Raw genomic sequence first — 21,753 nt, 5'->3', positions numbered from 1 at the left:
GCGGCTCAGTTGATTGCACCGTTGACGACCGGCTTCTCGATCATCCCGTTCTCGGCACCCCAGTTCGCGGCCACCTGCTTGTAGACACCGTTGTCGATAAGGTGTTGCAGAGCCTGCTGCAGTGACGCCGCCAGTGGCGAGCCCTTCTGCACCGCCCAGCCGTACGGGGCGGAATCGAACACGTCCCCTGCCGCCTCAAGCTTTCCGTTGCTCTGCTTGATCGCGTACGCCGTCACCGGCGAATCGGCCGACATGGCGTCAGCCTGCCCGAGCATGACCGCACTGGTGGCCGCAGTCTGGTCGTCGAACTTCACGACCTGGATCGCAGGCTTGCCGTCCTTGACACACTTCTCGCTGCGCGCCGGCAGTTCGTCGGTGTCCTGCACCGTGGCCGTCTGCACCGCGATCTTCTTGCCGCAGGCATCCTCCGGGTTGATCCCCGCACCGACCTTCTGCGCCCACGCCGAACCGGCACTGAAGTAGGTCACGAAGTCCACCTGCTCCTCGCGCTTCTTCGAGTCGGTGAACGACGACATGCCGACGTTGTAGTTTCCGCCCTGTACCGACGGGATGATCTTGTCGAACAACGACGCCCGGTACTCCGGGGTGAGGCCCAGGGTGGCGGCGATCGCATTCATCAAATCGACGTCGAAGCCAATGATCTGCCCGGCGGGATCCTTGAACTCGTTGGGCGGGTAGGACGGGTCGGTACCGACGATGAGTTTGCCGCTCGACTTGATCGGCTCCGGCAGGGTGTTGGCGATCGAGTCGACCTTCTCAACCTTTGCCGCGGTCGTCGTCTTGGTTTCGGACCCACCGGATTCGGTATTGTTCGCGCAGCCCGACATCACGAGCGCACCGCTCGCGGCAACCACCACCGCGAAACGCCACATCTTGCTTCGTCGGGGACGACATCCAACAGTCACGGTTGCCTCTTCTCTCTGTCTGCGGCTGGGCTCGGGCTATCCCAAAACGGAGACGTTAACGGCCTCCGGCCGGGGATGCAGCGCCGGTAACGGAACCTTAACGAGCATGCTTCAGCGCCACAGCCGTACCGTAAAATCCGTGTTCAGGGCCGCTGTATGTGCCAGACTGCGACCATGGAAACCACCGCTGCCCCAAGCTTGTTGCCGCACCTGTGGAAGACGGCATTGGTCACCGGCATCCTTGCCATCCTCCTCGGAATCCTCGTTTTCATCCGACCCGGTGCTGCAATCTTCGTCACCGCCATCTTTTTCGGCGCTTATCTGTTGATCACGGGTATCTCGCAGCTCGTATTGGCCTTCAGCATCCGTTCGTCGGTCGGTGGCCGCGTGTTGCTGTTCATCGGCGGCGCCGCGGCACTCGTGCTGGCCGTCCTCTGCTTCATGAACCTGGACAATTCGATCGAGCTGCTGGCGATCTGGATCGGTGTCGGGTTCATCTTCCGCGGCGTCGCCACAGCGATGTCGGCCATCGGGGACCCCTCCCTGCCTGGGCGCATCTGGGAGATCATCCTCGGCATCGTCAGCGTCCTCGCCGGCATCATCATGTTCGTCGCCCCGTTGGAAGGCCTGGTCGCCCTGACTCAGGTCACCGGCATCATCCTGATCGTCGTCGGGGTCTTCGAGGTCATCTCGGCCTTCGGAATCCGCAGCGACGCCAAGAAGCTCAAAGCCGCAATCTCACACCAGGCGCCTCCGGTGACGTAAGACACCGGTCAAGGTCGGCGCCTGGCCCCGAACCATCTACTACACTCCGTCGTAGATTGGTCTGAGACCTCGGAAGTAGGGCCAGATGGACGCTTTGGACGTATCACGGTGGCAGTTCGGCATCACCACCGTTTATCACTTCATATTCGTTCCGCTGACCATCGGGTTGGCACCGCTGATCGCCGTGATGCAGACGGTGTGGGTGGTCACCGGGAACGACAGCTGGTATCGGCTGACCCGGTTCTTCGGCAAGCTCTTCCTGATCAACTTCGCGATCGGTGTCGCGACCGGCATCGTGCAGGAATTCCAGTTCGGCATGAACTGGAGCGAATACTCGCGCTTCGTCGGCGACATCTTCGGCGCTCCGCTGGCATTCGAGGGTCTGGTCGCGTTCTTCGTCGAGTCCACGTTCATCGGATTGTGGATCTTCGGCTGGACGCGACTGCCCCGGGCCGTCCACCTGTTCTGCATCTGGATGGTGGCCTTCGCCGTCAACGCGTCGGCCTTCTTCATCATCGCGGCGAACTCGTTCATGCAGCATCCCGTCGGGGCGAAGTTCAACCCTGAGAGTGGCCGCGCGGAGCTGATCGACTTCGGTGCCCTGCTGAGCAACAACACTGCGGTGTGGGCGTTCCTGCATGTGGTCGCCGGATCGCTGCTCACCGCAGGCACGTTCGTCGCGACCGTGAGCGCGTGGCTGATGGTGCGCGACCGGCGCAGGGCCGCTCGCGGCGAGGCGCTGGACACCCCGGAGGCAGAAGGCGCGCGCGACTCCGCCGGGATGTACCGGCCGGCAACGATTCTGGGCAGCTTGGTCGCATTGGCGGCCGTGGTCGTGTTGTTCCTCACCGGTGATGTCCAGGGCAAGCTGATGTTCGTCCAGCAGCCCATGAAAATGGCTTCGGCCGAGTCACTGTGCGACACGCAGACCGATCCGGACTTCTCGGTCCTGACCGTCGGCACGCACAACAACTGCGCCAGCGTGAACCACGTGATCGAGGTTCCCTACGTGCTGCCCTTCCTGGCAGAAGGCAAGTTCAGCGGCGTGACCCTGGAGGGCGTCAACGACCTGCAACAGAAGTACGAAGCCAAGTTCGGCCCCGGCGACTACCGGCCGAACCTGTTCGTCACCTACTGGTCGTTCCGGGCCATGATCGGCCTCATGGCAGTACCGCTGGCGTTCGCCCTGCTGGCGCTGTGGCTCACCCGTGGTCGTCGCCTCCCCGATCAGCGGTGGTTCGGCATCTTCGCGCTGATCACCCTGCCGACACCGTTCCTGGCCAATTCCGCCGGCTGGGTGTTCACCGAGATGGGTCGGCAACCCTGGGTGGTGGTACCCAATCCGACCGGTGACCAGATGGTGAGGCTCACCGTGCAACAAGGCGTGTCGGATCATTCGGCCGGCACGGTGTTCTTCTCCCTCGGGGTCTTCACCCTGCTCTACGGCGTCCTTGCGGTCGTCTGGTTCTGGCTCATGCGGCGCTATGTGACCGAAGGGCCTCAGGAACACGATTCCGAGCCGGCACCGCCCGCGCCTCCCGGCGAGGACGAATCTGCCCCGTTGTCGTTCGCGTACTGAGAGGACTGATCTCAGATGGGACTCCAAGAACTCTGGTTCATACTCATCGCCGCTCTGTTCCTCGGATTCGTGGTACTGGAAGGCTTTGACTTCGGCGTCGGGATGTTGATGGCCCCGCTGGGCAGCACAGGCGAGGGCGATCCGGAAAGCCGCAGGCGGGCGGTACTCAACACAATCGGCCCGGTGTGGGACGGCAACGAGGTGTGGCTGATCACGGCCGGTGCCGCGATGTTCGCCGCATTTCCGAACTGGTACGCAACCATGTTCTCGGCGCTGTACCTGCCGCTGCTGGCAATTCTGTTCGGGATGATCCTGCGCGTCGTCGGTATCGAGTGGCGCGGCAAGATCGATGACCCCAAGTGGCGCAAATGGGCTGACATCGGCATCGCCGCGGGCTCGTGGTTGCCCGCCATACTCTGGGGCGTCGCCTTCGCAATCCTGGTGCGCGGATTGCCGATTGACGCCGACCATCGAGTCAACAACGCCGTCGGTGACGTACTCAACGCGTACACCCTGCTCGGCGGGCTGGCCACGGCTTCGTTGTTCGCGTACTACGGTTCGGTGTTCATCGCCCTGAAAACCGCTGGGCCCGTGCGCGATGATGCGTTCCGCTTCGCCCGGGCACTGAGCTTGCCGGTGATCCTGTTGGCCGGCGGCTTCGGCCTGTGGACGCAGCTGGCCCACGGCAAGGCGTGGACCTGGGCGCCACTGGCGGTCGCGGTCGTCGCGCTGCTGATCTCGGTCGCGCTCATGTGGTCGCGGTCGCGGGAAGGGTGGGCATTCGTCGCCACCGTGGTGGTCGTCGCATCCGTCGTGATCCTGCTGTTCGGTGCGATGTACCCGCACCTGCTGCCCTCGACCCTGAACCCCGATTGGGGCGTGACGGTCTACAACGGCTCGTCGACCCCGTACACCTTGAAGATCATGACCTGGGCCTCGTTGACACTGCTGCCTCTGGTTCTGGTGTACCAGGGCTGGACGTACTGGGTGTTCCGCAAACGGATTTCAGCGGATCGCATCCCGGCCCCCATCGGACTGTCTCGGCGGTCAGCCTGAATCTCTGGCGAGCACTCGGCGTCCGCGGCGCCACCGGATCGACGACGGCACTGCGGCACCACCTCCTGGCGACAGTAGGGTGCGGCGTAACCATCAGCGCCAGCACGATCGCGGCAGCCGTTGTGCTGGCTCACATCGTCGCCGGGATCATCACCGATCCGGGCTCGGCGACCCGCCACGGCGCGGCCATCGTCACGCTGTCTGCGCTCTGGCTTCTGCGCGCGGCCGCGCAGTGGCTCCAGGGCCGGCTGTCGCAGCGCGGCGCGACCGCAGTGATCGGCGAGTTGTCCGGCCAGGTACTGCGCTCGGTGACCTCCCTTCCGCCGAGGCGATTGGCGGCCGACCGTGACGCCGCTGCGGCAGTGGTGACCCGGGGCCTGGACGGCCTGCGTCCCTACTTCACCGGCTATCTGCCCGCGGTGGTTCAGGCCGCGATCCTCACTCCGGTGGCGGTGGTGGTGATGGCCTGCTACGACCTGCAGGCCGCCGCGATCGTGGTGATCGCGCTGCCCCTGATCCCGATCTTCATGGTGCTGATCGGCCTGGTCACCGCCGAGCGCTCGGCCGCCGCGCTGGCAGCGATGACCACGCTGCAGGCCCGGCTGCTCGATCTGGTGGCAGGCATCCCGACACTGCGTGCCCTCGGCCGGGCCGCCGGATCGGTACAGCGGATCACCGAACTGGCTGCTGCGCACCGCCGCTCGGCGATGGCGACGCTACGGATCGCGTTCCTGTCCTCGTTGGTGCTGGAGCTGCTGGCCACCCTCGGCGTGGCCCTGGTGGCGGTGAGTGTCGGTGTGCGGCTGGTCTACGGCGAGATAACCCTCGCGGCCGGGTTGACGGTCCTGCTGCTGGCCCCCGAGGTGTTCTGGCCGCTACGCCGGGTGGGCGCGGCCTTTCACGCCGCGCAGGACGGCAAAACGGCCGCGGAACAAGCTTTTCGGCTGTGCGAGACGCATGCGCCGGTCCAAGGTGGCGTCCGGGTGCCGAACTCCGCACCGACAATCGAGCTGGACGGTCTGGGCCCGGCGATCGAACCCGGCCGGGTCACCGTGCTGACGGGACCCAACGGGGCCGGAAAATCTACTGCGCTGCAGGCGATTCTCGGCTTGACCGCGCTGCCGTCGGGGCCAGTGCGGGTCGACGGCGTCGATGTCGCCGAGCTGGATCTGACGACGTGGTGGCACAGTATCGCCTGGCTTCCCCACCGTCCGGTCCTCATACCCGGCACCGTCCGCGAAAACCTGGAGCTGCTGGGACCTCTGACCGACCTGGACCGAGCCTGCCGCGACGCCGGATTCGACGACGTTCTCGACGATCTTCCCGACGGCCTCGACACCCAGATCGGTCGCACCGGCGTCGGTTTGTCCCTCGGCCAACGACAACGGCTGGGACTCGCCCGCACCCTCGGGTCGTCCGCGCAGTTGTTGCTGCTCGACGAGCCCACCGCTCACCTGGACGCCGCTCTGGAGCAGCGGGTGCTGCAGGCCGTCGTCGCACGGGCACATGCCGGCGCCACGGTGGTGGTGGTCGGGCACCGGGACCCGATACTGGCCATCGCCGATCGGGTGATCACGATTGGTGCCGTTCATGTTTCGTCGTGATCCGTTGCTGCGGCTGACGCTGGAACTGCTGCGCCCCCGGTTGAGTCGGCTGATCCTGGCCGGCGTTCTCGGTGTGCTGTCGCTCGGCAGTGCCCTGGCCCTGGCGGGTGTCTCGGCATGGTTGATCACCCGCGCCTGGCAGATGCCCCCGATCCTCGACCTGTCCGTGGCCGTCGTCGCGGTACGTGCGCTGGGCATCTCGCGCGGTGTCCTCGGCTACTGCCAGCGACTGGCGGCGCACGACACGGCACTGCGGGCGGCAGCCAACGCCCGCACCGGGCTCTACCGCAAGCTCGCCACCGGACCCGAAGACGACGCGATGCGGCTGCCCAGTGGTGAATTGGTGGCCCGGGTCGGGAGTTCCGTCGATGAACTGGCCGATGTGGTGGTGCGCTCGGTGTTGCCGATCGGGGTGGCCACGGTGCTCAGCTGCATATCCGTCGGCGTCATTGCACTCATCTCACCGAGCGCCGCCGCCGTGTTGGGACTGTGCCTGCTGATCGCCGGAGTGGTGGCCCCCGCTCTCACGGCCCGTGCGGCGGCCGCTGCGGAATCCGTTGCGGTTCAACACCGTAGTGACCGTGATTCCGCGACGATGCTGGCCCTCGAGTACGCGCCCGAACTGCGGGTGAGCGGACGGCTCGACGGGGTGATCGCCACCGCTGAGCGCCACCACCGCGACTGGGGGCGGGCCGCCGACCGCGCAGCGGCCCCCGCGGCGCGGGCCGCTGCCATGCCCAGCATCGCCATCGGCGCCAGCGTCGTGGGCGCCGTCATCGCCGGCATCGCACTGGCTCCCACGACCGCGCCGACCACCCTCGCCATCCTGATGCTGTTGCCGTTGTCGGCCTTCGAGGCAACCACCGCCCTCCCCGACGCCGCCGTCGGGCTCACCAAGGCCCGCATCGCCGCACGGCGTCTCCTCGAACTCACCGAGAGCGACCCCGCGGCCCGCCTGCGGCCTGCGGCTCCCCCGGTCGATCTGCCGGCCGGGGGGCGGCTCGCCGTCGTCGGCCCCAGTGGCTCGGGCAAGACCACCCTGCTCATGGCACTGGCCGACAAACTCAACGGAAGTTCCAGGTGTGCAGCGTTTTTCGCCGAAGATGCGCACATCTTCGAGACGACTGTCCGGGACAATCTGCTCGTCGTCCGCGGGGATGCCACCGATCCGGAACTGCTGTCCGCGATCCAGCGTGTCGGCCTCGCCGACTGGCTGGCCGGCCTGCCCGAAGGGTTGTCGACCGTACTCGAAGGCGGCCACACCGCCGTGTCGGCCGGACAGCGACGCCGGCTGCTCCTGGCCAGGGTGCTGCTGTCAGATTTCTCCGTCGTCCTGCTCGACGAGCCGACCGAGAACCTCGACGCCGCCGACGGTCAACGGATCCCTCACCGAAATCCTCACTCCGGGTGGTTGGTTCGCCGCCGAGCGGGCCATCGTCGTCGCCACCCATCATCTTCCCGACACGCTCGACTGTCCCGTCGTCCGTTGCCCACAACCCGGCGCAGCGATCAGCGAGTAACCTCACAGGCATGACCGACGAGCGATCCAACCCGCCCGGGTCTGACGAGCCACAGCCGGCCGGACCTCCCCCGCCACCGGCGTACCCCTACGGGCCGCCGCCGGGCGCTTATCCCGGGGCCTACCCTCCGGCCCCGCCGCCGTACGGCGGTTACCCGATGCAACCGATCCAACGCGGCCCCGCCAACGGGCTGGGCATCGCGGCGCTCGTGATCGCGATCTTCGCCCTGCTGTTGACGTGGTCGGTGATCGGCGGGCTGGTATTCGGCGTCACCGCCGTAATCCTCGGATTCCTCGGCCAAGCACGCAGCCGACGCGGCGAGGCCACCAATGGCGGCGTCGCCGTCTCCGGGATCGTGCTCGGCGCCATCGCCTGTGTGTTGTCGCTGGTGTTCATCGGCATCTGGGTGCACTACGGTGAACGCTGGTTCAACGACGTCGGCGGCCACGACTATGTGGAGTGCCTGCAGCGCGCGGGCGACGACACCGCGGCCCAGCAGCAGTGCGAGCAGGAATTCGAGCGACGCGTCGAGGATTCGTTCGGTGTGACGCCGACACCTACCCGCTGAGCATCCTCACGACCTGGTGGTATCGGGGAAGTACTTGACGATGCCTTCCTGCACCACCGTCGCCAACAAGTGGCCCGAGGCGTCGAAGAAGTGTCCGGTGCCCAGCCCACGGGATTCCGCGGCGACCGGCGAAGTGGTGGAGTACAGCACCCACTCGTCGAATTTGATCGGCCGGTGGAACCACACCGAGTGGTTCATCGTCACCGCGAAGATCCGGTCGAATCCCCAGGACAACCCGTGGGTGGTGATGATCGAATCGAGCACCGTGGTGTCCGAGGAGTACACCAGGGCCGCACCGTGCAGCACGGGATCGCTGGGCATCACGCCTTCGGTCTTGAGCCACACCCGGTTGTGATCGAGCTTGCCGCCCTTGTCCCGCATCACCCAGGACGGATCGTTGGTGTACCGCCATTCGATCGGGCGCAACGCCTCGACGAACAACGGCACCGTCTTCTCATAACCGCGGAGCAGCTCATCGATCTTGGGCAGCGTGTCCGGATGCGGAACCTCCGGCGCGGGCACGCTGTGCTCCAGCCCCCGGCCGGCGTTCATGTAGGACAGCATCACCGTGGTCAGCAGGTTGCCGTCCTGCATGACATCCACGCGGCGGTTGGCGAACCGGCGCTCGTCGCGCAGCTGCACGACGTGGAACTCCAGATCCTTCTCCGGATCGCCACCGGCGATGAAGTGCGCGTTCAACGCACTCGGGGCGAGTTTGTGCTCCAGCGTGCGGCCGCCGGCGACGAAAGCCTGCGCGACCATCTGCCCACCGAAGGTGCGCACCGGGTTCTTGCTCGGATGCGAACCGATGAACAGATCGTCATCGACGCGATTCAGATCGAGAACAGCCAGCAGCTCCTCGAAATCCGGGTGTGTCAAGGAATGCCTTTCGAGATCTTTTGCAGGCGCTCTCCGGCTGAGGACCGCTAGACGTCGTCCTCCCCGATGCGGTGCACGTGGATCAGATTCGTGGAGCCTACTGTGCCGGGCGGGGCGCCCGCGACGATGACCACCAGCTCACCGCGCTTGTAGCGGCCCAGGTCCAGCAGCGACTTGTCGACCTGCCGGATCATGTCGTCGGTGCTGGCCATCTGCGGCACGATGAACGTCTCGGTGCCCCAGGTGAGCGCCAACTGGCTGCGAACCTCGGGAAGCGCCGTGAACGCCAGGACCGGAAGCGGGGTGTGCAGCCGGGCCAGGCGGCGGACGGTGTCCCCGGACTGGGTGAACGCCACCAGCGCCTTGGCGTCGAGCCGCTCACCGATATCGCGGGCCGCGTAGGAGATGACACCGCGCTTGGTGCGGGGGGTGTGGGTCAGCGGCGGCACCGTCACCGAGTTGTCCTCGACCGCCTTGATGATGCGGGCCATCGTCTGGACCGCCTCCAGCGGGTACTTGCCGACCGAGGTCTCCCCGGAGAGCATCACCGCGTCAGCACCGTCGAGGACGGCGTTGGCGACATCGGAGGCCTCGGCCCGGGTGGGCCGGGAGCTTTCGATCATCGACTCCAGCATCTGGGTGGCGACGATGACGGGTTTGGCGTTCTCCCTTGCCATCTGGATGGCGCGCTTCTGGACCAGCGGCACTTCCTCCAGCGGCAGCTCGACGCCGAGGTCACCGCGGGCGACCATGATCGCGTCGAACGCCAGCACGATCGCCTCGAGGTTCTCGACGGCCTCCGGCTTCTCCAGCTTGGCGATCACCGGAACGCGCCGGCCGACCCGGTCCATCACCTCATGGACGAGTTCGATGTCGGCGGGCGAACGGACGAACGACAGCGCGATGAGATCGACGCCCAGGCGCAGCGCGAACTCGAGATCCTCGATGTCCTTCTCGGACAGTGCCGGCGCCGTCACGTTCATCCCGGGCAGCGACATGCCCTTGTTGTTGCTGACCGGTCCGCCCTCGGTGACCGTGCAAACGACGTCGGTGCCGTCGATCTCATCGACCTTCAGACCGACGTTGCCGTCGTCGACGAGGACCCGATCCCCCGGCCGGGCATCCTCGGCCAACCGCTTGTAGGTGGTGGACACCCGGTCGTGGGTGCCCTCACAGTCGTCGACGGTGATCCGCACCGATTCACCGGCCGCCCAGTAGGTGGGACCATCGGCGAAGCGGCCCAGCCGGATCTTGGGACCCTGCAGGTCAGCGAGCACGCCCACTGCGCGGCCGGTGGCATCTGATGCCGCCCGCACCCGCTTGTAGGCGGCCTCGTGGTCCGTGTAGTCACCGTGGCTGAAGTTCAGCCGGGCGACATCCATACCGGCCTCCACCAGGGCCCGCACCGTCTCATCCGTGCTGGTAGCGGGACCAAGCGTACAAACGATCTTTCCGCGTCTGCTCACGTCACGTCAGCATAGTCGTTAATCGATTCAGATGACGACCAGAGGGAGGGTGCCGGGCCGCACCGGGGCCGGCAGATCCGACTCGCCCATCAGGTACGCGTCGACCGCGTGCGCCGCGCTGCGGCCCTCGGCGATGGCCCACACCACCAGCGAGGCGCCCCGGTGCGCGTCGCCGCACACGAACACCCCGGGGGCGTCGGTCTGCCAGTCCGAACCACAGGACACGGTGCCGCGCCGGGTCAGCTTCAGGTCCAGCCCGTCGAGCAAGGCCATGTGCTCGACACCCTCGAACCCGATCGCCAGCAGCGCCAGGTCGCAGGGAATCTGCAACGACTCGCCCACCGGGGTGATCTCGCGGCGCCCCTCGGCGTCCCTGGTCACCCGGACCTCGGCGATCTCGATGGCCCGCACATGGCCGTTGTCGTCGCCGATGAATCGCTGCACAGCCACCTCGAAGCGGCGGGCGCCGCCTTCGGCGTGCGCCGGGGAGGTCCGCAGCACCAATGGCCACGTGGGCCACGGCGAGAGGTCGTCGTCTCGGGTCTCGGGCGGCTCGGTGTTGTAGTCGAGCTGAGTCACCGTGGCCGCGCCCTGCCGGTGCGCGGTGCCCAGGCAGTCCGCGCCGGTGTCACCGCCACCGATGATCACCACGTGTTTGCCCGCCGCCGAGATGGGTGTGGACGAGTCGCCCTCGCACTCCCGGTTGGCCGGCACCAGGTGCTCCATGGCCAGGTGCACACCATCGAGTTCCCGGCCGGGCACCTCGTTGTCGCGACCCCGCAGCGCACCGACCGCCAGCACCACCGCCTGATGGCGCTGGCGCAGCTGCTCGACAGTGAGATCGACGCCGACCTCGCATTCGGTGACGAATCGCGTGCCCTCGGCACGCATCTGGGCCAGGCGCTGATTGAGAACCGACTTCTCGAGCTTGTACTCGGGGATGCCGTAGCGCAGCAGCCCACCCACCCGGTCATCGCGCTCGTAGACCGTGACCTCGTGGCCCGCGCGGGTGAGTTGTTGTGCGGCAGCCAAACCCGCCGGGCCCGACCCGACGACGGCGACGCTCTTGCCGGTGGAGATCGCGGCGGGCTGAGGTTCGACGGTGCCGTTCATCCAGGCGTGATCGGCGATCGTCTGCTCGATCCGCTTGATCGTCACACTGCCGCCGGTCTGCTCCTCCGCGATCGACAGCACGCAGGCCGACTCGCATGGCGCCGGACACAGCCGCCCGGTGAACTCCGGGAAGTTGTTGGTGGCGTGCAGACGATCGCTGGCCGCGTCCCAGCGGCCGCGCCGCACCAAGTCATTCCATTCCGGGATCAGGTTGCCCAACGGGCAGCCGGCCTTGCCGGAGTGGCAGAACGGGATGCCGCAATCCATACAGCGACGCGCCTGCTGCGCCACCTCCCCGGCGCGCTCATTGGGATCCTCACGCTCGTATACCTCGCGCCAGTCCCCCACACGTTCCTCGACGGGCCGCTTGGCGGCCTCGATCTTGGGTACCCGAAGAAATCCGGTCGGATCAGCCACGGCTGGCCTCCATGATCGCGCTGTCCACATCGCGTCCCTCGGCCTTGGCCATCCGGGTCGCCTGCAGCACACGCTGGTAGTCGGTGGGCATTACTTTGGTGAATTGCGCACTGCGCCTGGGCCAGTCGGCCAGGATCGAGGCCGCCAGCGTGCTGCCGGTGTGGCGCGCATGTGCGGCGACCACGTCGTGCAGCCAGGTCAGGTCCTCGGCCTCCAACTGCTGCAGTTGCACCATCTCGGTGTTGACCCGGGCCGGGTCCAGGCCGAGGACGAAGGCGATGCCGCCGGACATGCCGGCCGCCAGGTTGCGTCCCGTCTTGCCCAGGATCACCACCCGGCCACCCGTCATGTACTCGCACGCGTGGTCACCCACACCCTCGACGACAGACAAGGCCCCGGAATTGCGGGCGCAGAACCGTTCACCGACCCGGCCCCGCAGGAACACCTCACCCGAGGTGGCGCCGTAGAGCAGGGTGTTGCCGGCGATCACGTTGTCCTCGGGCAGGAACAGCACGTCATCGGGTGGCCGCACGATCACTCGTCCGCCCGAAAGCCCCTTGCCCACATAGTCGTTGGCGTCACCGATCAGTTCCAGCGTGACCCCCGGCGGCAGGAAGGCTCCGATCGACTGGCCGGCCGAGCCGTTCAACGTGATGTGAATGGTGTTGTCGGGCAATCCTGCCGCGCCGTAGCGACGGGTGACTTCTGCCCCCAGCAGGGTGCCCACCGTGCGGTTGACGTTGCGCACGGGCAGCTCAAGCCGAACCGGATGGGCATCTTCCAACGCACCCTCGGCGAGTTGGATGAGGGTCTGATCGAGTGCCTGGTCGAGTCCGTGGTCCTGATCGCGGACCCGCCGCCGTTGGGTGAGCACGGCGCCGTCGGCATCGGTCGGTAGCGCGAAGATCGGGCTCAGATCGAGGCCGCGACTCTTCCAGTGCGCCACACCGGGATCGGTGTCGAGCACCTCGGCGTGGCCGACCGCCTCGTCGATGCTGCGGAATCCCAACTCGGCCAGATACCGGCGGATGTCCTCGGCGATGAAGGTGAAGAAGTTCTCCACGAACTCGGGCTTGCCGTTGAACCGGGCCCGTAATTCGGGGTTCTGTGTGGCCACCCCGACCGGGCAGGTATCGAGGTGGCAGACCCGCATCATGATGCAGCCCGACACCACCAGCGGTGCGGTGGCGAAACCGAACTCCTCGGCACCGAGCAGCGCCGCCACGATGACATCGCGTGCGCTGCGCATGCCGCCGTCGCACTGCACGGTGATCCGATCCCGCAAACCATTGAGCACGAGCGTCTGCTGGGTATCGGCCAGCCCGATCTCCCACGGCGCCCCGGCGTGCTTGAGCGAGGTCAACGGCGCCGCTCCGGTGCCGCCGTCATACCCGGAGATCAGCACGACGTCGGCGTGCGCCTTGGACACCCCGGCAGCCACCGTGCCGACCCCGACACTGCTGACCAGCTTCACATGGATCCGCGCGTCTGCATTGGCGTTCTTCAGATCGTGGATCAGCTGGGCGAGATCCTCGATCGAATAGATGTCGTGGTGCGGAGGCGGAGAGATCAGCCCAACGCCGGGCGTGGAGTGCCGGGTCTTGGCGATGTTCGGGTACACCTTGTAGCCCGGAAGCTGGCCGCCCTCACCAGGTTTTGCACCCTGGGCCATCTTGATCTGGATGTCGGTGGCGTTCACCAGATAGTCACTGGTGACGCCGAAGCGGCCGGAGGCGACCTGCTTGACGGCGCTACGCCGGCGCGGATCGTAGAGCCGGTCCACATCCTCACCGCCTTCACCACTGTTGGACCGCCCACCGAGGTTGTTCATGGCGATCGCCATGGTCTCGTGAGCCTCCGCCGAGATGGACCCGTAGCTCATGGCCCCGGTGTTGAACCGGGTCACGATGGCTTCGACCGGTTCGACCTCCTCCAACGGGACCGGAGGCCGCAGCCCCTTCTTGAAATCGAACAGGCCGCGCAGCGTCCCACCCTCCCGGGACAGCCGGTCGACCTCCTCGGAGTACTTGGCGAAGATGTCGCGGCGCCCGGTCCGGGTCGAATGCTGTAGCAGGAACACCACTTCCGGGGTGAACAGGTGCAGCTCACCCTCCCGGCGGAATGCGTACTCACCGCCGACCTCGAGGCGACGGTGCACCCGCTCGGTCGGGTTCTCCGGGTAGGCACGCCGGTGACGCAGCTTGACCTCCTCGGCCAGCACGTCCAGCCCGACGCCGCCGAGCTGGCTGGTGGTACCGGTGAAGTACTGGTCGACGACGTCGCGACTCAGCCCGATCGCCTCGAAAACCTGTGCCGCGGTGTAGGAAGCGACCGTGGAGATGCCCATCTTGCTCATCACCTTGACCACGCCCTTGCCCAGCGCCTTGACGTAATTGCGCACGGCGGTGGCGGTTTCGATGCCGGTCAGCTCACCCTCACGGATCAGGTCCTCGATCGACTCGAAGGCGAGATAGGGATTGACCGCGGCGGCGCCGTACCCGATGAGCATCGCGATGTGATGGACTTCGCGGGCATCGCCGCTTTCCACGACGAGCGCCACCTTGGTCCGCTCTTTGGTGCGCACCAGGTGGTGATGCACCGCCGAGACCGCCAGCAGCGACGGGATCGGGGCCCTGGTGTGGTCGGAATCCCGATCGGAGATCACCAGTGTGCGAGCACCTTTGGCAATCGCCTCGGTGGCCCTCATCTGGAGGTCATCGAGCGCTTCGGCCAGCCCTTCGGCACCGCGTTCGACGTCGTAGAGGGCGCGCAGCACCGTGGTGCGCAAACCTGGATGCTCGCCGTCGTCATTGATGTGGACGATCTTGCTCAGCTCGTCGTTGTCGAGCACCGGCCACCGCAGCACGATCTGGCGACACGAGGCTGCCGAGGGTTCCAACAGGTTTTCCTCGGGCCCCATGACGCGGGCCATCGAGGTGACCACCTCTTCGCGGATGGCATCCAGCGGCGGGTTGGTCACCTGGGCGAACAGTTCGATGAAGTAGTCGTACAGCAGCCGTGAGCGTTTGGAGAGCACCGCGACGGGAGTATCGGTGCCCATCGAACCGAGCGGCTCACCGCCTGAGGCCGCCATCGGCGTCAGCAGGATGCGCAGTTCCTCTTCGGTGTAGCCGAAGGCGATCTGCCGGCGCACCACCGAATCGTGATTCGGCTGGATCCGGGACCGTTCGGGCAAGGTGCTGAGATCCAGCAGTCCGGCGTGCAGCCACTCACCATAGGGTTCGGCCGCGGCCAGCTGTTCCTTGATCTCGTCGTCGGGGACGATGCGCCCGGCGGCGGTGTCGACCAGGAACATCTTGCCGGGCTGCAGGCGGCCCTTGGCGACGACCTCGCCCGACGGCACGTCGAGCACGCCGCTTTCACTGGCCAGGATCACCCGGTCGTCGACCGTGCGCCACCAGCGGCCCGGCCGTAAGCCGTTGCGGTCCAATACCGCCCCGACCACGGTGCCGTCGGTGAAGGTGACGCATGCCGGCCCGTCCCAGGGCTCCATCAGCGAGGCGTGGAACTTCCAGAACGCCCGCTCGGCCGCGTCCATGGTGGTGGCGTTCTGCCACGCCTCCGGGATCATCATCAGCACTGCGTGCGGCAGATCGCGCCCGCCCAGGTGCAGCAGCTCGAGCACCTCGTCGAAGGACGCCGAGTCGGAGGCGTCCGGGGTACAGATCGGCGACAAGCGGCTCAGGTCACCGGGAATCCGGGCGCTGGCGAGCAGCGCCTCGCGGGCGTGCATGCGGTTGCGGTTTCCGCGCACGGTGTTGATCTCACCGTTGTGCGCGACGAACCGAAACGGGTGTGCCAGCGGCCAGGACGGGAACGTGTTGGTGGAGAACCGGCTGTGCACGATCGCGATCGCACTAACGCAGCGCTCGTCGCGCAAATCCGGAAAGTATTGCGGCAGCTGCATTGTCGTCAGCATGCCCTTGTAGACGATGGTCCGGCTGGACAGCGACGCGAAGTAGACCGCGTCGACGCCCGTGCCCTGCTCGGCCCGTTTGCGCAGCGGATACACCTTGCGGTCGAGCTCGATTCCACCCGACCGGCCTCCGTCGGCGTCCGGTGTCGTGACGAACAGCTGCGCCATGTGGGGCATGCAACCCAGCGCGGTCGAGCCGATCCCGGCCCCGTCCGGGTCCACCGGCACCGTGCGCCAGCCCAGAACCTCAAGGCCTTCCTCCGCGGCCAATGCCTCGATGCGGGCGCGAGCGGCGCTGCGCGCGTCCTCATCCTGAGGCAGGAAGCAGATACCGGCGGCGAAGGTGTTGCTGCCGTCTCCGGCCGGCCCGGGAAGGGCGAAGTTGACCACCTCGCGCAGCAGTTCGACAGGCAGTTGCAGCAGGATGCCGGCACCGTCCCCGCTGTTCGGTTCGGCCCCGGCAGCGCCGCGGTGTTCGAGATGTTCGAGCGCGGTCAGACCGTCGCTCACGATGCCGTGGGAACGGCGGCCCTGGATATCGGTGATCATGGCCACGCCGCAGGAATCGGCCTCATTGGCGGGGTCATAGAGCCCCTGCGCATCTGGCAATGCCGAGAACAGCACTTGATCGCACCTCCGCAAGTCCGGAACATCCTGGTCCCGGGACTGCACCGGCCCGAATTTTCAGTGTATCAGCGCAGGTGGGCTACTACTGAGCGGTTAACGACGGGACCAGCGGGAAGCCCGGCAGGTTCCGCACCACCGTCCAGGCCACCAGTGTCACCACGATCGTGATCGCCGCAGGCAGCGGGAACAGGGTCTTTCCCAGCCGCCACCGCACCAGCAGCCACACCACCAGGACGGGAAGGCCGACCAGGACGAATACGTTGTCGACGACCGCTGCGCCCACGTCACCGTGCAGCAGGTCGTGGGTCATCCGCAGGCCGCCGCAGGCCGGGCAGTCCCACCCGGTCAGCGCCTTGAACGGGCATCCCGGGAACAAGAAGCCCGGACGGTGCGGATCGGCCACACCGATGTACGCGAGGGCGCCGACCGCGAGTGCACCCCCGGCCAGCAGCGAATACCGCCCTGACGAAGTAGTGGTACGGCCGCTACGTTCCATCGCGCAGCGGACGCCCGTACGGGTCACGCACCTTGTCGGTGAGGATCAGGACCGCGTCGACGATCCCCCAGATGATGGCGCCGACGGTGCAGGTCGCCAAACCCACGATCAACTGGATGACGCCCAACTTGGTGTCGCCGAGGTAGATACGCCCGATACCGACGAGGCCGAACAGCCCGAGCAACTGCAACAGCCCGGCGATCACCTTGGACTTGTCGGAGAACGGCTCACCGGTGATGGGATGGCGGCCGTACGGCGCGCCAGGGTCCCCGTACGGCGACGGATACGGCGGGTAGCCCGGTGGTGGCGGGTATCCCGCAGGCGGCGGAAAGCCGGCCGGCTGCGGTCCATCCAACGGGTCTGGGGACTGAGATGGATCAGTCATGCAACCAGGATGCCAGAGCCCGGCCTGTTACCGGTTGCGTCGGAACCAGCGCCGCACCCGGCCGCCTTGCGGCACCGACTCGGGCTGCTCGACCGCGGCCGGTGCTTCGGTCTCGGCCTCGTCTGCTGCGTCGTCTTCGTCGTTTTCGTCGGCGTCGGCCTCGTCAGCGTCGGCCTCGTCCGACTCGTCGCTGTCCGACTCTGCGTCATCCGCAGATTCAGCGACATCGTCCTCGCCGGTTGCGGCCTCGGTCTCCACCTCGGACACAGACTCGACCTCGGCCTCGTCGTCCTCGGGTTCGTCAGCCACATCGTCCTTTTCGGGCTCGACGTCGGCCTGCTCAGCCGGCTCGGCCTCCTCGTCGGCTTCCACCGCCGCGGCAACCGCCTCGCCGTCCTCGACCTCGTCGCTCTCGCCGGCTTCGGCTTCGGCTTCGGCTTCGGCTTCGGCTTCGGCTTCGGAGGGATTCTCTTCTACCGCAGCCGCATCCTGCTCGGCTTCATCGGCGGACGACGACTCGACGGCAACCTCGTCGGCCGATTCCTCCGCGACATCGGGCTCACCTTCGTCGGTGTCCTCCGACTCGATGGGCTCGGCGGCATCGTCACCTGCGTCGGCATCGTCTTCTGCAGGGGCCTCAACTTCGTCTGCTTCTTCTGCGGCCTCTTCCGCGACGTCGGCCTCGGCTGCGACGGCTTCGGGCTCATCCGCAGGTTCGCCAGCGGTGACGTCGTCGGCAGCTTCCTCAGAATCTGCCTCGGGCTCATCTTCGGCGTCGGTGGACTCGTCGTCGGCAGCTTCCTCGGGCTCCTCGACTGCGGCGTCCTCGTCGGCCTCGACCTCGGAGTCCTCGGCTACCAGTGCTTCGGCCTCATCCTTGTCGGCCTCATCGGCCTCGACCGATTCGACAGGCTCCGCATCCTCGGCGTCACTCTCGGCCTCAGGCTCAACCTCGTCGACGTCCTCTTCGGTGACGTCCTCTTCGGTGACGTCGGCCTCGTCGTCAGAAGCCTCGGGCTCCTCGACCACGTCTGATTCGGCGTCCTCGTCGGCATCCACCGACTCGACGGACTCGGACTCCTCAGCCACATCTGATTCGGCTTCGGCCTCGGCCGTGACCTCTTCGGCCTCGGTTTCGGCTTCAGCGTCCTCAGATTCAGCGATGCCCTCGTCGGCAGCCTCATCCTCGGCGGCTTCCTCGGATTCGGCTTCCGCCTCGTCTTCGGGCTCTTCCGCCTCGTCCTCGGCTTCTTCAGACTCGTCGGGCTCTGCGGAGATCGCCTTCAGTTCGATTGCCGCGGCAGCTTCGGCTCCGTCGTCTTCGCTGGCGCCGACCTCGTCCGGATGCATGTGGTCGGCGTCGTCGTCATCGTCTTGTCCGGCCACCGCTGCGGCCGCAACGACACCGGTGGTCGCCGCTGCGGTGACAAGCTCCTTGCCGAACTCGTCGACCGTCGATTCGTCCTCATCCGGCTTGCCCGCCAAGGTCGCCGGGTCTTCCCGCCCCTTGGTCGCCAGCATGATGTAGAGGACGGCACCGATGAACACGAACGTCGAGGTGAAGGTGTTGACGCGGATACCGGCGAACTCGGTCGCCGGGTCGCTGCGCATCAATTCGACCATGAAACGGCCCGCGCAGTAGCCGGCCACATAGAGCGCGAACAGCCGGCCGTGGCCGAGTTTGAACTTGCGGTCGGCCCAGATCAGCAGCGCGAAAATCAGGAGGTTCCACAGCAACTCGTACAGGAACGTCGGATGGACGACCCGCAGGACCTCGCCGGTGGACACCCCGTTGAGATCGTCGGGTACGCCAGCGGAATTCAGCCGCTTGTAGATCTCCAGGCCCCACGGCAGCGTGGTGTCACCGCCGTACAGCTCCTGATTGAAGTAGTTTCCGAGCCGGCCGATGGCCTGGGCCAGGATGATTCCGGGCGCGATCGCGTCGCCGAAGGCCGGCAGCGGTATTCCGCGCGAGCGGCAACCGATCCAGGCTCCGACACCACCCAGTGCGACGGCTCCCCAAATACCCAGGCCGCCTTGCCATACCTGGAAGGCGGCACCAAGACCCTTGCCGGTGGGCCCGAAATAGGTGGGCCAGTCCGTCATGACGTGGTACAGCCGACCACCGACGAGCCCGAAAGGCACTGCCCATAAGGCGATGTCATAGATGACGCCGGGCTGTCCGCCCCGCGCCTGCCAACGCCGGTCGCCGATCACCAGCGCGGCGATGATGCCCACGATGATGCAGAGCGCATACGCGCGGATCGGCACCGGGCCCAGATGCCAGACGCCCTGTGACGGGCTGGGCAAATACGCGAGCACGGTAGTGGTCAAGCTGAAATCCTCTGCCTAACGCCGTTGGCCAGTTCTTCGGTGAGGCGACGCACCGCGTCCAAACCCTCACCCAGGGCCGACACCAGTGCCGACCCGACGATGACGCCGTCGGCGTAGGCACCGATCTCGGCGGCCTGCGCTCCAGAGCGCACGCCGAGCCCCACCCCGACGGGAATGTCGGAAACTTCCTTGACGCGCCGCACCAATTCGGGCGCCGCATTCGAGACCACGTCGCGCGCCCCGGTGACACCCATGGTCGATGCTGCGTAGACGAAACCTCGCGACGCGTTCACCGTGGCCGCCAGCCGCTCCGGCGTCGAGGACGGGGCGACCAGGAAAATCCGGTCCAGATTGTGTTCCTCAGATGCGGCGATCCAGTCGACAGCTTCCTCGGGGATCAGATCCGGGGTGATCAGACCGTATCCACCGGCGGAGGCCAGGTCGCGGGCGAACGTGTCAACGCCCTTGCGCAGCACCGGGTTCCAGTACGTCATCACCACGGCGCGGCCACCGGCGTTGCTGATCGCCTCGACCGCGGCCAGAGTGTCGCGTACCCGTACACCGCCGGCCAGTGCGGCCTCGGTGGCGGCGGCGATCGTCGGTCCGTCCATTCCCGGATCCGAGTAGGGCACACCGACTTCGACCAGATCGCAACCGGATTCGACCATCGCCGTCATCGCCGCGATGGATGTCTGCACGTCGGGAAACCCAGTGGGCAGGTAGCCGATCAGCGCGGCACGGCCCTCGGCACGGCAGCCGTCGAACAACTCCGCCAGCCGGCTCATCCCGCGCTCCCCTCATCGAGCAGTCCGAACCATTTGGCGGCAGTCTCGACGTCCTTGTCGCCGCGCCCGGACAAGTTCACCACGATGATCGATCCGCTGCCCAGTTCGGGACCGAGCTTGAGCGCACCGGCCACCGCGTGCGCCGACTCGATCGCGGGAATGATGCCCTCGCGGCGGCATAACAGCGCGAACGCGTCCATCGCCTCGGTATCGGTGACCGGGCGGTACTCGGCGCGGCCGATGTCTTTGAGGAAGGCATGCTCGGGCCCGACGCCCGGGTAGTCCAAACCAGCCGAGATGGAGTGGGATTCGATCGTCTGGCCGTCCTCGTCCTGCAACAGGTAGGAGAACGATCCCTGGAACGCGCCGGGCGAGCCACCCGTGAATGTCGCGGCGTGACGCCCAGTTTCGACTCCGTCGCCGGCGGCCTCGAAACCGACCAATCGCACCGCCGGGTCATCGATGAAGGCGTGGAACACACCGATGGCGTTCGAGCCGCCGCCGACACACGCGGTCACCGCGTCGGGCAGCCGACCGGCCTGATCGAGGATCTGCGCCCTGGCCTCCATACCGATGATCCGCTGGAAATCACGCACCATCAGCGGGAACGGATGCGGACCTGCCGCCGTCCCGAAGCAGTAATAGGTGTTGTCGGCGTTGGTGACCCAGTCCCGGAACGCCTCGTTGATCGCGTCCTTGAGGGTTTTGGAGCCGGCCTCGACCGAGACCACGGTGGCGCCGAGCAACCGCATCCGGGCGACGTTGAGGGCCTGGCGGGCGGTATCCACCGCGCCCATATAGACGATGCATTCCAGGCCGAGCAGCGCACACGCCGTGGCGGTGGCGACCCCGTGCTGGCCGGCGCCGGTCTCGGCGATGACGCGGGTCTTGCCCATCTGCCGCGCCAGCAGTGCCTGGCCCAGAACATTGTTGATCTTGTGAGAACCGGTGTGGTTCAGGTCTTCTCGCTTGAGGAAGATCCGTGCGCCACCGGCATGTTCGGCCAGCCGCGTCGCTTCATACAGCGGTGACGGCCGGCCGCTGTAATGCCGCTGCAACCGATCGAGCTCATCGAGGAATGCCTGGTCACCGCGGGCCTTCTCATAGGCCGCGGTGACCTCTTCGATCACCGCCATCAGCGCCTCGGGAACCAACCGGCCCCCGTAGGAACCGAAATGGCCCAGTGCGTCGGGATCGTGAACGGTGGGTTCAGCAACGCCTGCGCTGGTACGGGGCAATTCAGGCCCCGCGAGATCCGCCATCAAAGTGCCTTTTCGTGCAAGCGGCTCATTGCCT

15 protein-coding genes and 1 pseudogene are annotated in these 21,753 nt (G+C 66.7%); 6 read left to right on the top strand and 10 right to left on the bottom strand.

The window, feature by feature from the left end; translation table 11 throughout:
* Window positions 1-5 precede the first annotated feature (5 nt).
* Entirely contained in the window at window positions 6-893 is an 888-nt protein-coding gene (locus TX88_RS17320) for an ABC transporter substrate-binding protein (RefSeq protein WP_044518478.1), read from the bottom strand.
* A 207-nt stretch (window positions 894-1,100) separates the two neighbouring features.
* Between TX88_RS17320 and TX88_RS17315 the strand changes: the two genes are divergently transcribed.
* From TX88_RS17315 to TX88_RS17290, 6 genes and pseudogenes are all read left to right on the top strand, one after another.
* On the top strand, window positions 1,101-1,691 hold the full coding sequence (locus TX88_RS17315) for an HdeD family acid-resistance protein (protein ID WP_044519515.1): 591 nt from the start codon (window positions 1,101-1,103) through the stop codon (window positions 1,689-1,691).
* An 85-nt stretch (window positions 1,692-1,776) separates the two neighbouring features.
* A complete protein-coding gene (locus TX88_RS17310) occupies window positions 1,777-3,270 on the top strand; it encodes a cytochrome ubiquinol oxidase subunit I (RefSeq protein ID WP_044518476.1) in 1,494 nt (497 codons plus the stop codon).
* A gap of 15 nt (window positions 3,271-3,285) precedes the next feature.
* Entirely contained in the window at window positions 3,286-4,326 is a 1,041-nt protein-coding gene (cydB, locus tag TX88_RS17305) for a cytochrome d ubiquinol oxidase subunit II (protein WP_044518475.1), read from the top strand.
* A 50-nt stretch (window positions 4,327-4,376) separates the two neighbouring features.
* On the top strand, window positions 4,377-5,930 hold the full coding sequence (cydD, locus tag TX88_RS17300) for a thiol reductant ABC exporter subunit CydD (protein ID WP_209447068.1): 1,554 nt from the start codon (window positions 4,377-4,379) through the stop codon (window positions 5,928-5,930).
* A pseudogene (locus TX88_RS17295) lies at window positions 5,917-7,450 on the top strand (ATP-binding cassette domain-containing protein). Before cydD ends, TX88_RS17295 begins: the two are co-directional and overlap by 14 nt.
* Window positions 7,451-7,460: 10 nt before the next feature.
* Window positions 7,461-8,018 carry a DUF4190 domain-containing protein gene (locus TX88_RS17290; protein ID WP_044518473.1) on the top strand — a complete coding sequence of 186 codons (558 nt, stop codon included), beginning with the start codon at window positions 7,461-7,463 and terminating at the stop codon, window positions 8,016-8,018.
* 6 nt (window positions 8,019-8,024) lie between these two features.
* Here the strand turns inward: TX88_RS17290 and TX88_RS17285 are convergent, their stop codons facing one another.
* The 9 genes from TX88_RS17285 to trpB all read right to left on the bottom strand — a co-directional run bounded on the left by TX88_RS17285 (window position 8,025) and on the right by trpB (window position 21,719).
* Window positions 8,025-8,897, bottom strand: coding sequence for an acyl-CoA thioesterase II (locus tag TX88_RS17285; RefSeq protein ID WP_044518472.1), 873 nt, complete (start codon window positions 8,895-8,897; stop codon window positions 8,025-8,027).
* A 47-nt stretch (window positions 8,898-8,944) separates the two neighbouring features.
* Complete coding sequence (pyk, locus tag TX88_RS17280; RefSeq protein WP_044518471.1) at window positions 8,945-10,363, bottom strand: pyruvate kinase; 1,419 nt, start codon at window positions 10,361-10,363, stop codon at window positions 8,945-8,947.
* A 27-nt stretch (window positions 10,364-10,390) separates the two neighbouring features.
* Window positions 10,391-11,893 (bottom strand): glutamate synthase subunit beta, encoded by a 1,503-nt coding sequence (locus TX88_RS17275; protein ID WP_044518469.1) that lies wholly within the window; start codon window positions 11,891-11,893, stop codon window positions 10,391-10,393.
* On the bottom strand, window positions 11,886-16,454 hold the full coding sequence (gltB, locus tag TX88_RS17270; RefSeq protein ID WP_044518467.1) for a glutamate synthase large subunit: 4,569 nt from the start codon (window positions 16,452-16,454) through the stop codon (window positions 11,886-11,888). The genes TX88_RS17275 and gltB overlap by 8 nt, the downstream gene beginning before the upstream one ends.
* Before the next feature lie 85 nt (window positions 16,455-16,539).
* Window positions 16,540-16,953, bottom strand: a complete 414-nt coding sequence (locus TX88_RS17265) for a DUF2752 domain-containing protein (RefSeq protein WP_044518466.1) — start codon at window positions 16,951-16,953, stop codon at window positions 16,540-16,542.
* Window positions 16,943-17,338, bottom strand: a complete 396-nt coding sequence (locus tag TX88_RS17260; RefSeq protein WP_044518464.1) for an NINE protein — start codon at window positions 17,336-17,338, stop codon at window positions 16,943-16,945. The genes TX88_RS17265 and TX88_RS17260 overlap by 11 nt, the downstream gene beginning before the upstream one ends.
* Window positions 17,339-17,365: 27 nt before the next feature.
* On the bottom strand, window positions 17,366-19,672 hold the full coding sequence (gene lgt, locus TX88_RS17255) for a prolipoprotein diacylglyceryl transferase (RefSeq protein ID WP_044518462.1): 2,307 nt from the start codon (window positions 19,670-19,672) through the stop codon (window positions 17,366-17,368).
* On the bottom strand, window positions 19,669-20,457 hold the full coding sequence (gene trpA, locus TX88_RS17250; RefSeq protein ID WP_044518460.1) for a tryptophan synthase subunit alpha: 789 nt from the start codon (window positions 20,455-20,457) through the stop codon (window positions 19,669-19,671). Before trpA ends, lgt begins: the two co-directional genes overlap by 4 nt.
* Window positions 20,454-21,719 carry a tryptophan synthase subunit beta gene (gene trpB, locus TX88_RS17245; RefSeq protein ID WP_044518458.1) on the bottom strand — a complete coding sequence of 422 codons (1,266 nt, stop codon included), beginning with the start codon at window positions 21,717-21,719 and terminating at the stop codon, window positions 20,454-20,456. Before trpB ends, trpA begins: the two co-directional genes overlap by 4 nt.
* Window positions 21,720-21,753: the final 34 nt, after the last annotated feature.

It is taken from the genome of Mycolicibacterium septicum DSM 44393, from assembly GCF_000455325.1.
Classification (GTDB): Bacteria; Actinomycetota; Actinomycetes; order Mycobacteriales; family Mycobacteriaceae; genus Mycobacterium; species Mycobacterium septicum.
Note: the sequence above shows the minus strand (reverse complement) of the source record. Positions and strands in the feature narration are given on the sequence as shown.

What these genes read in the sequence shown, in the direction of transcription:
- cydB (WP_044518475.1), top strand. Translation starts at nt 3,286, where the DNA reads ATGGGACTCCAAGAACTCTGGTTCATACTCATCGCCGCTCTGTTCCTC.
- TX88_RS17315 (WP_044519515.1), top strand. Translation starts at nt 1,101, where the DNA reads ATGGAAACCACCGCTGCCCCAAGCTTGTTGCCGCACCTGTGGAAGACG.
- trpA (WP_044518460.1), bottom strand. Translation starts at nt 20,457, where the DNA reads ATGAGCCGGCTGGCGGAGTTGTTCGACGGCTGCCGTGCCGAGGGCCGT.
- TX88_RS17310 (WP_044518476.1), top strand. Translation starts at nt 1,777, where the DNA reads ATGGACGCTTTGGACGTATCACGGTGGCAGTTCGGCATCACCACCGTT.
- TX88_RS17320 (WP_044518478.1), bottom strand. Translation starts at nt 893, where the DNA reads ATGTGGCGTTTCGCGGTGGTGGTTGCCGCGAGCGGTGCGCTCGTGATG.
- TX88_RS17290 (WP_044518473.1), top strand. Translation starts at nt 7,461, where the DNA reads ATGACCGACGAGCGATCCAACCCGCCCGGGTCTGACGAGCCACAGCCG.
- trpB (WP_044518458.1), bottom strand. Translation starts at nt 21,719, where the DNA reads ATGGCGGATCTCGCGGGGCCTGAATTGCCCCGTACCAGCGCAGGCGTT.
- TX88_RS17260 (WP_044518464.1), bottom strand. Translation starts at nt 17,338, where the DNA reads ATGACTGATCCATCTCAGTCCCCAGACCCGTTGGATGGACCGCAGCCG.
- TX88_RS17265 (WP_044518466.1), bottom strand. Translation starts at nt 16,953, where the DNA reads ATGGAACGTAGCGGCCGTACCACTACTTCGTCAGGGCGGTATTCGCTG.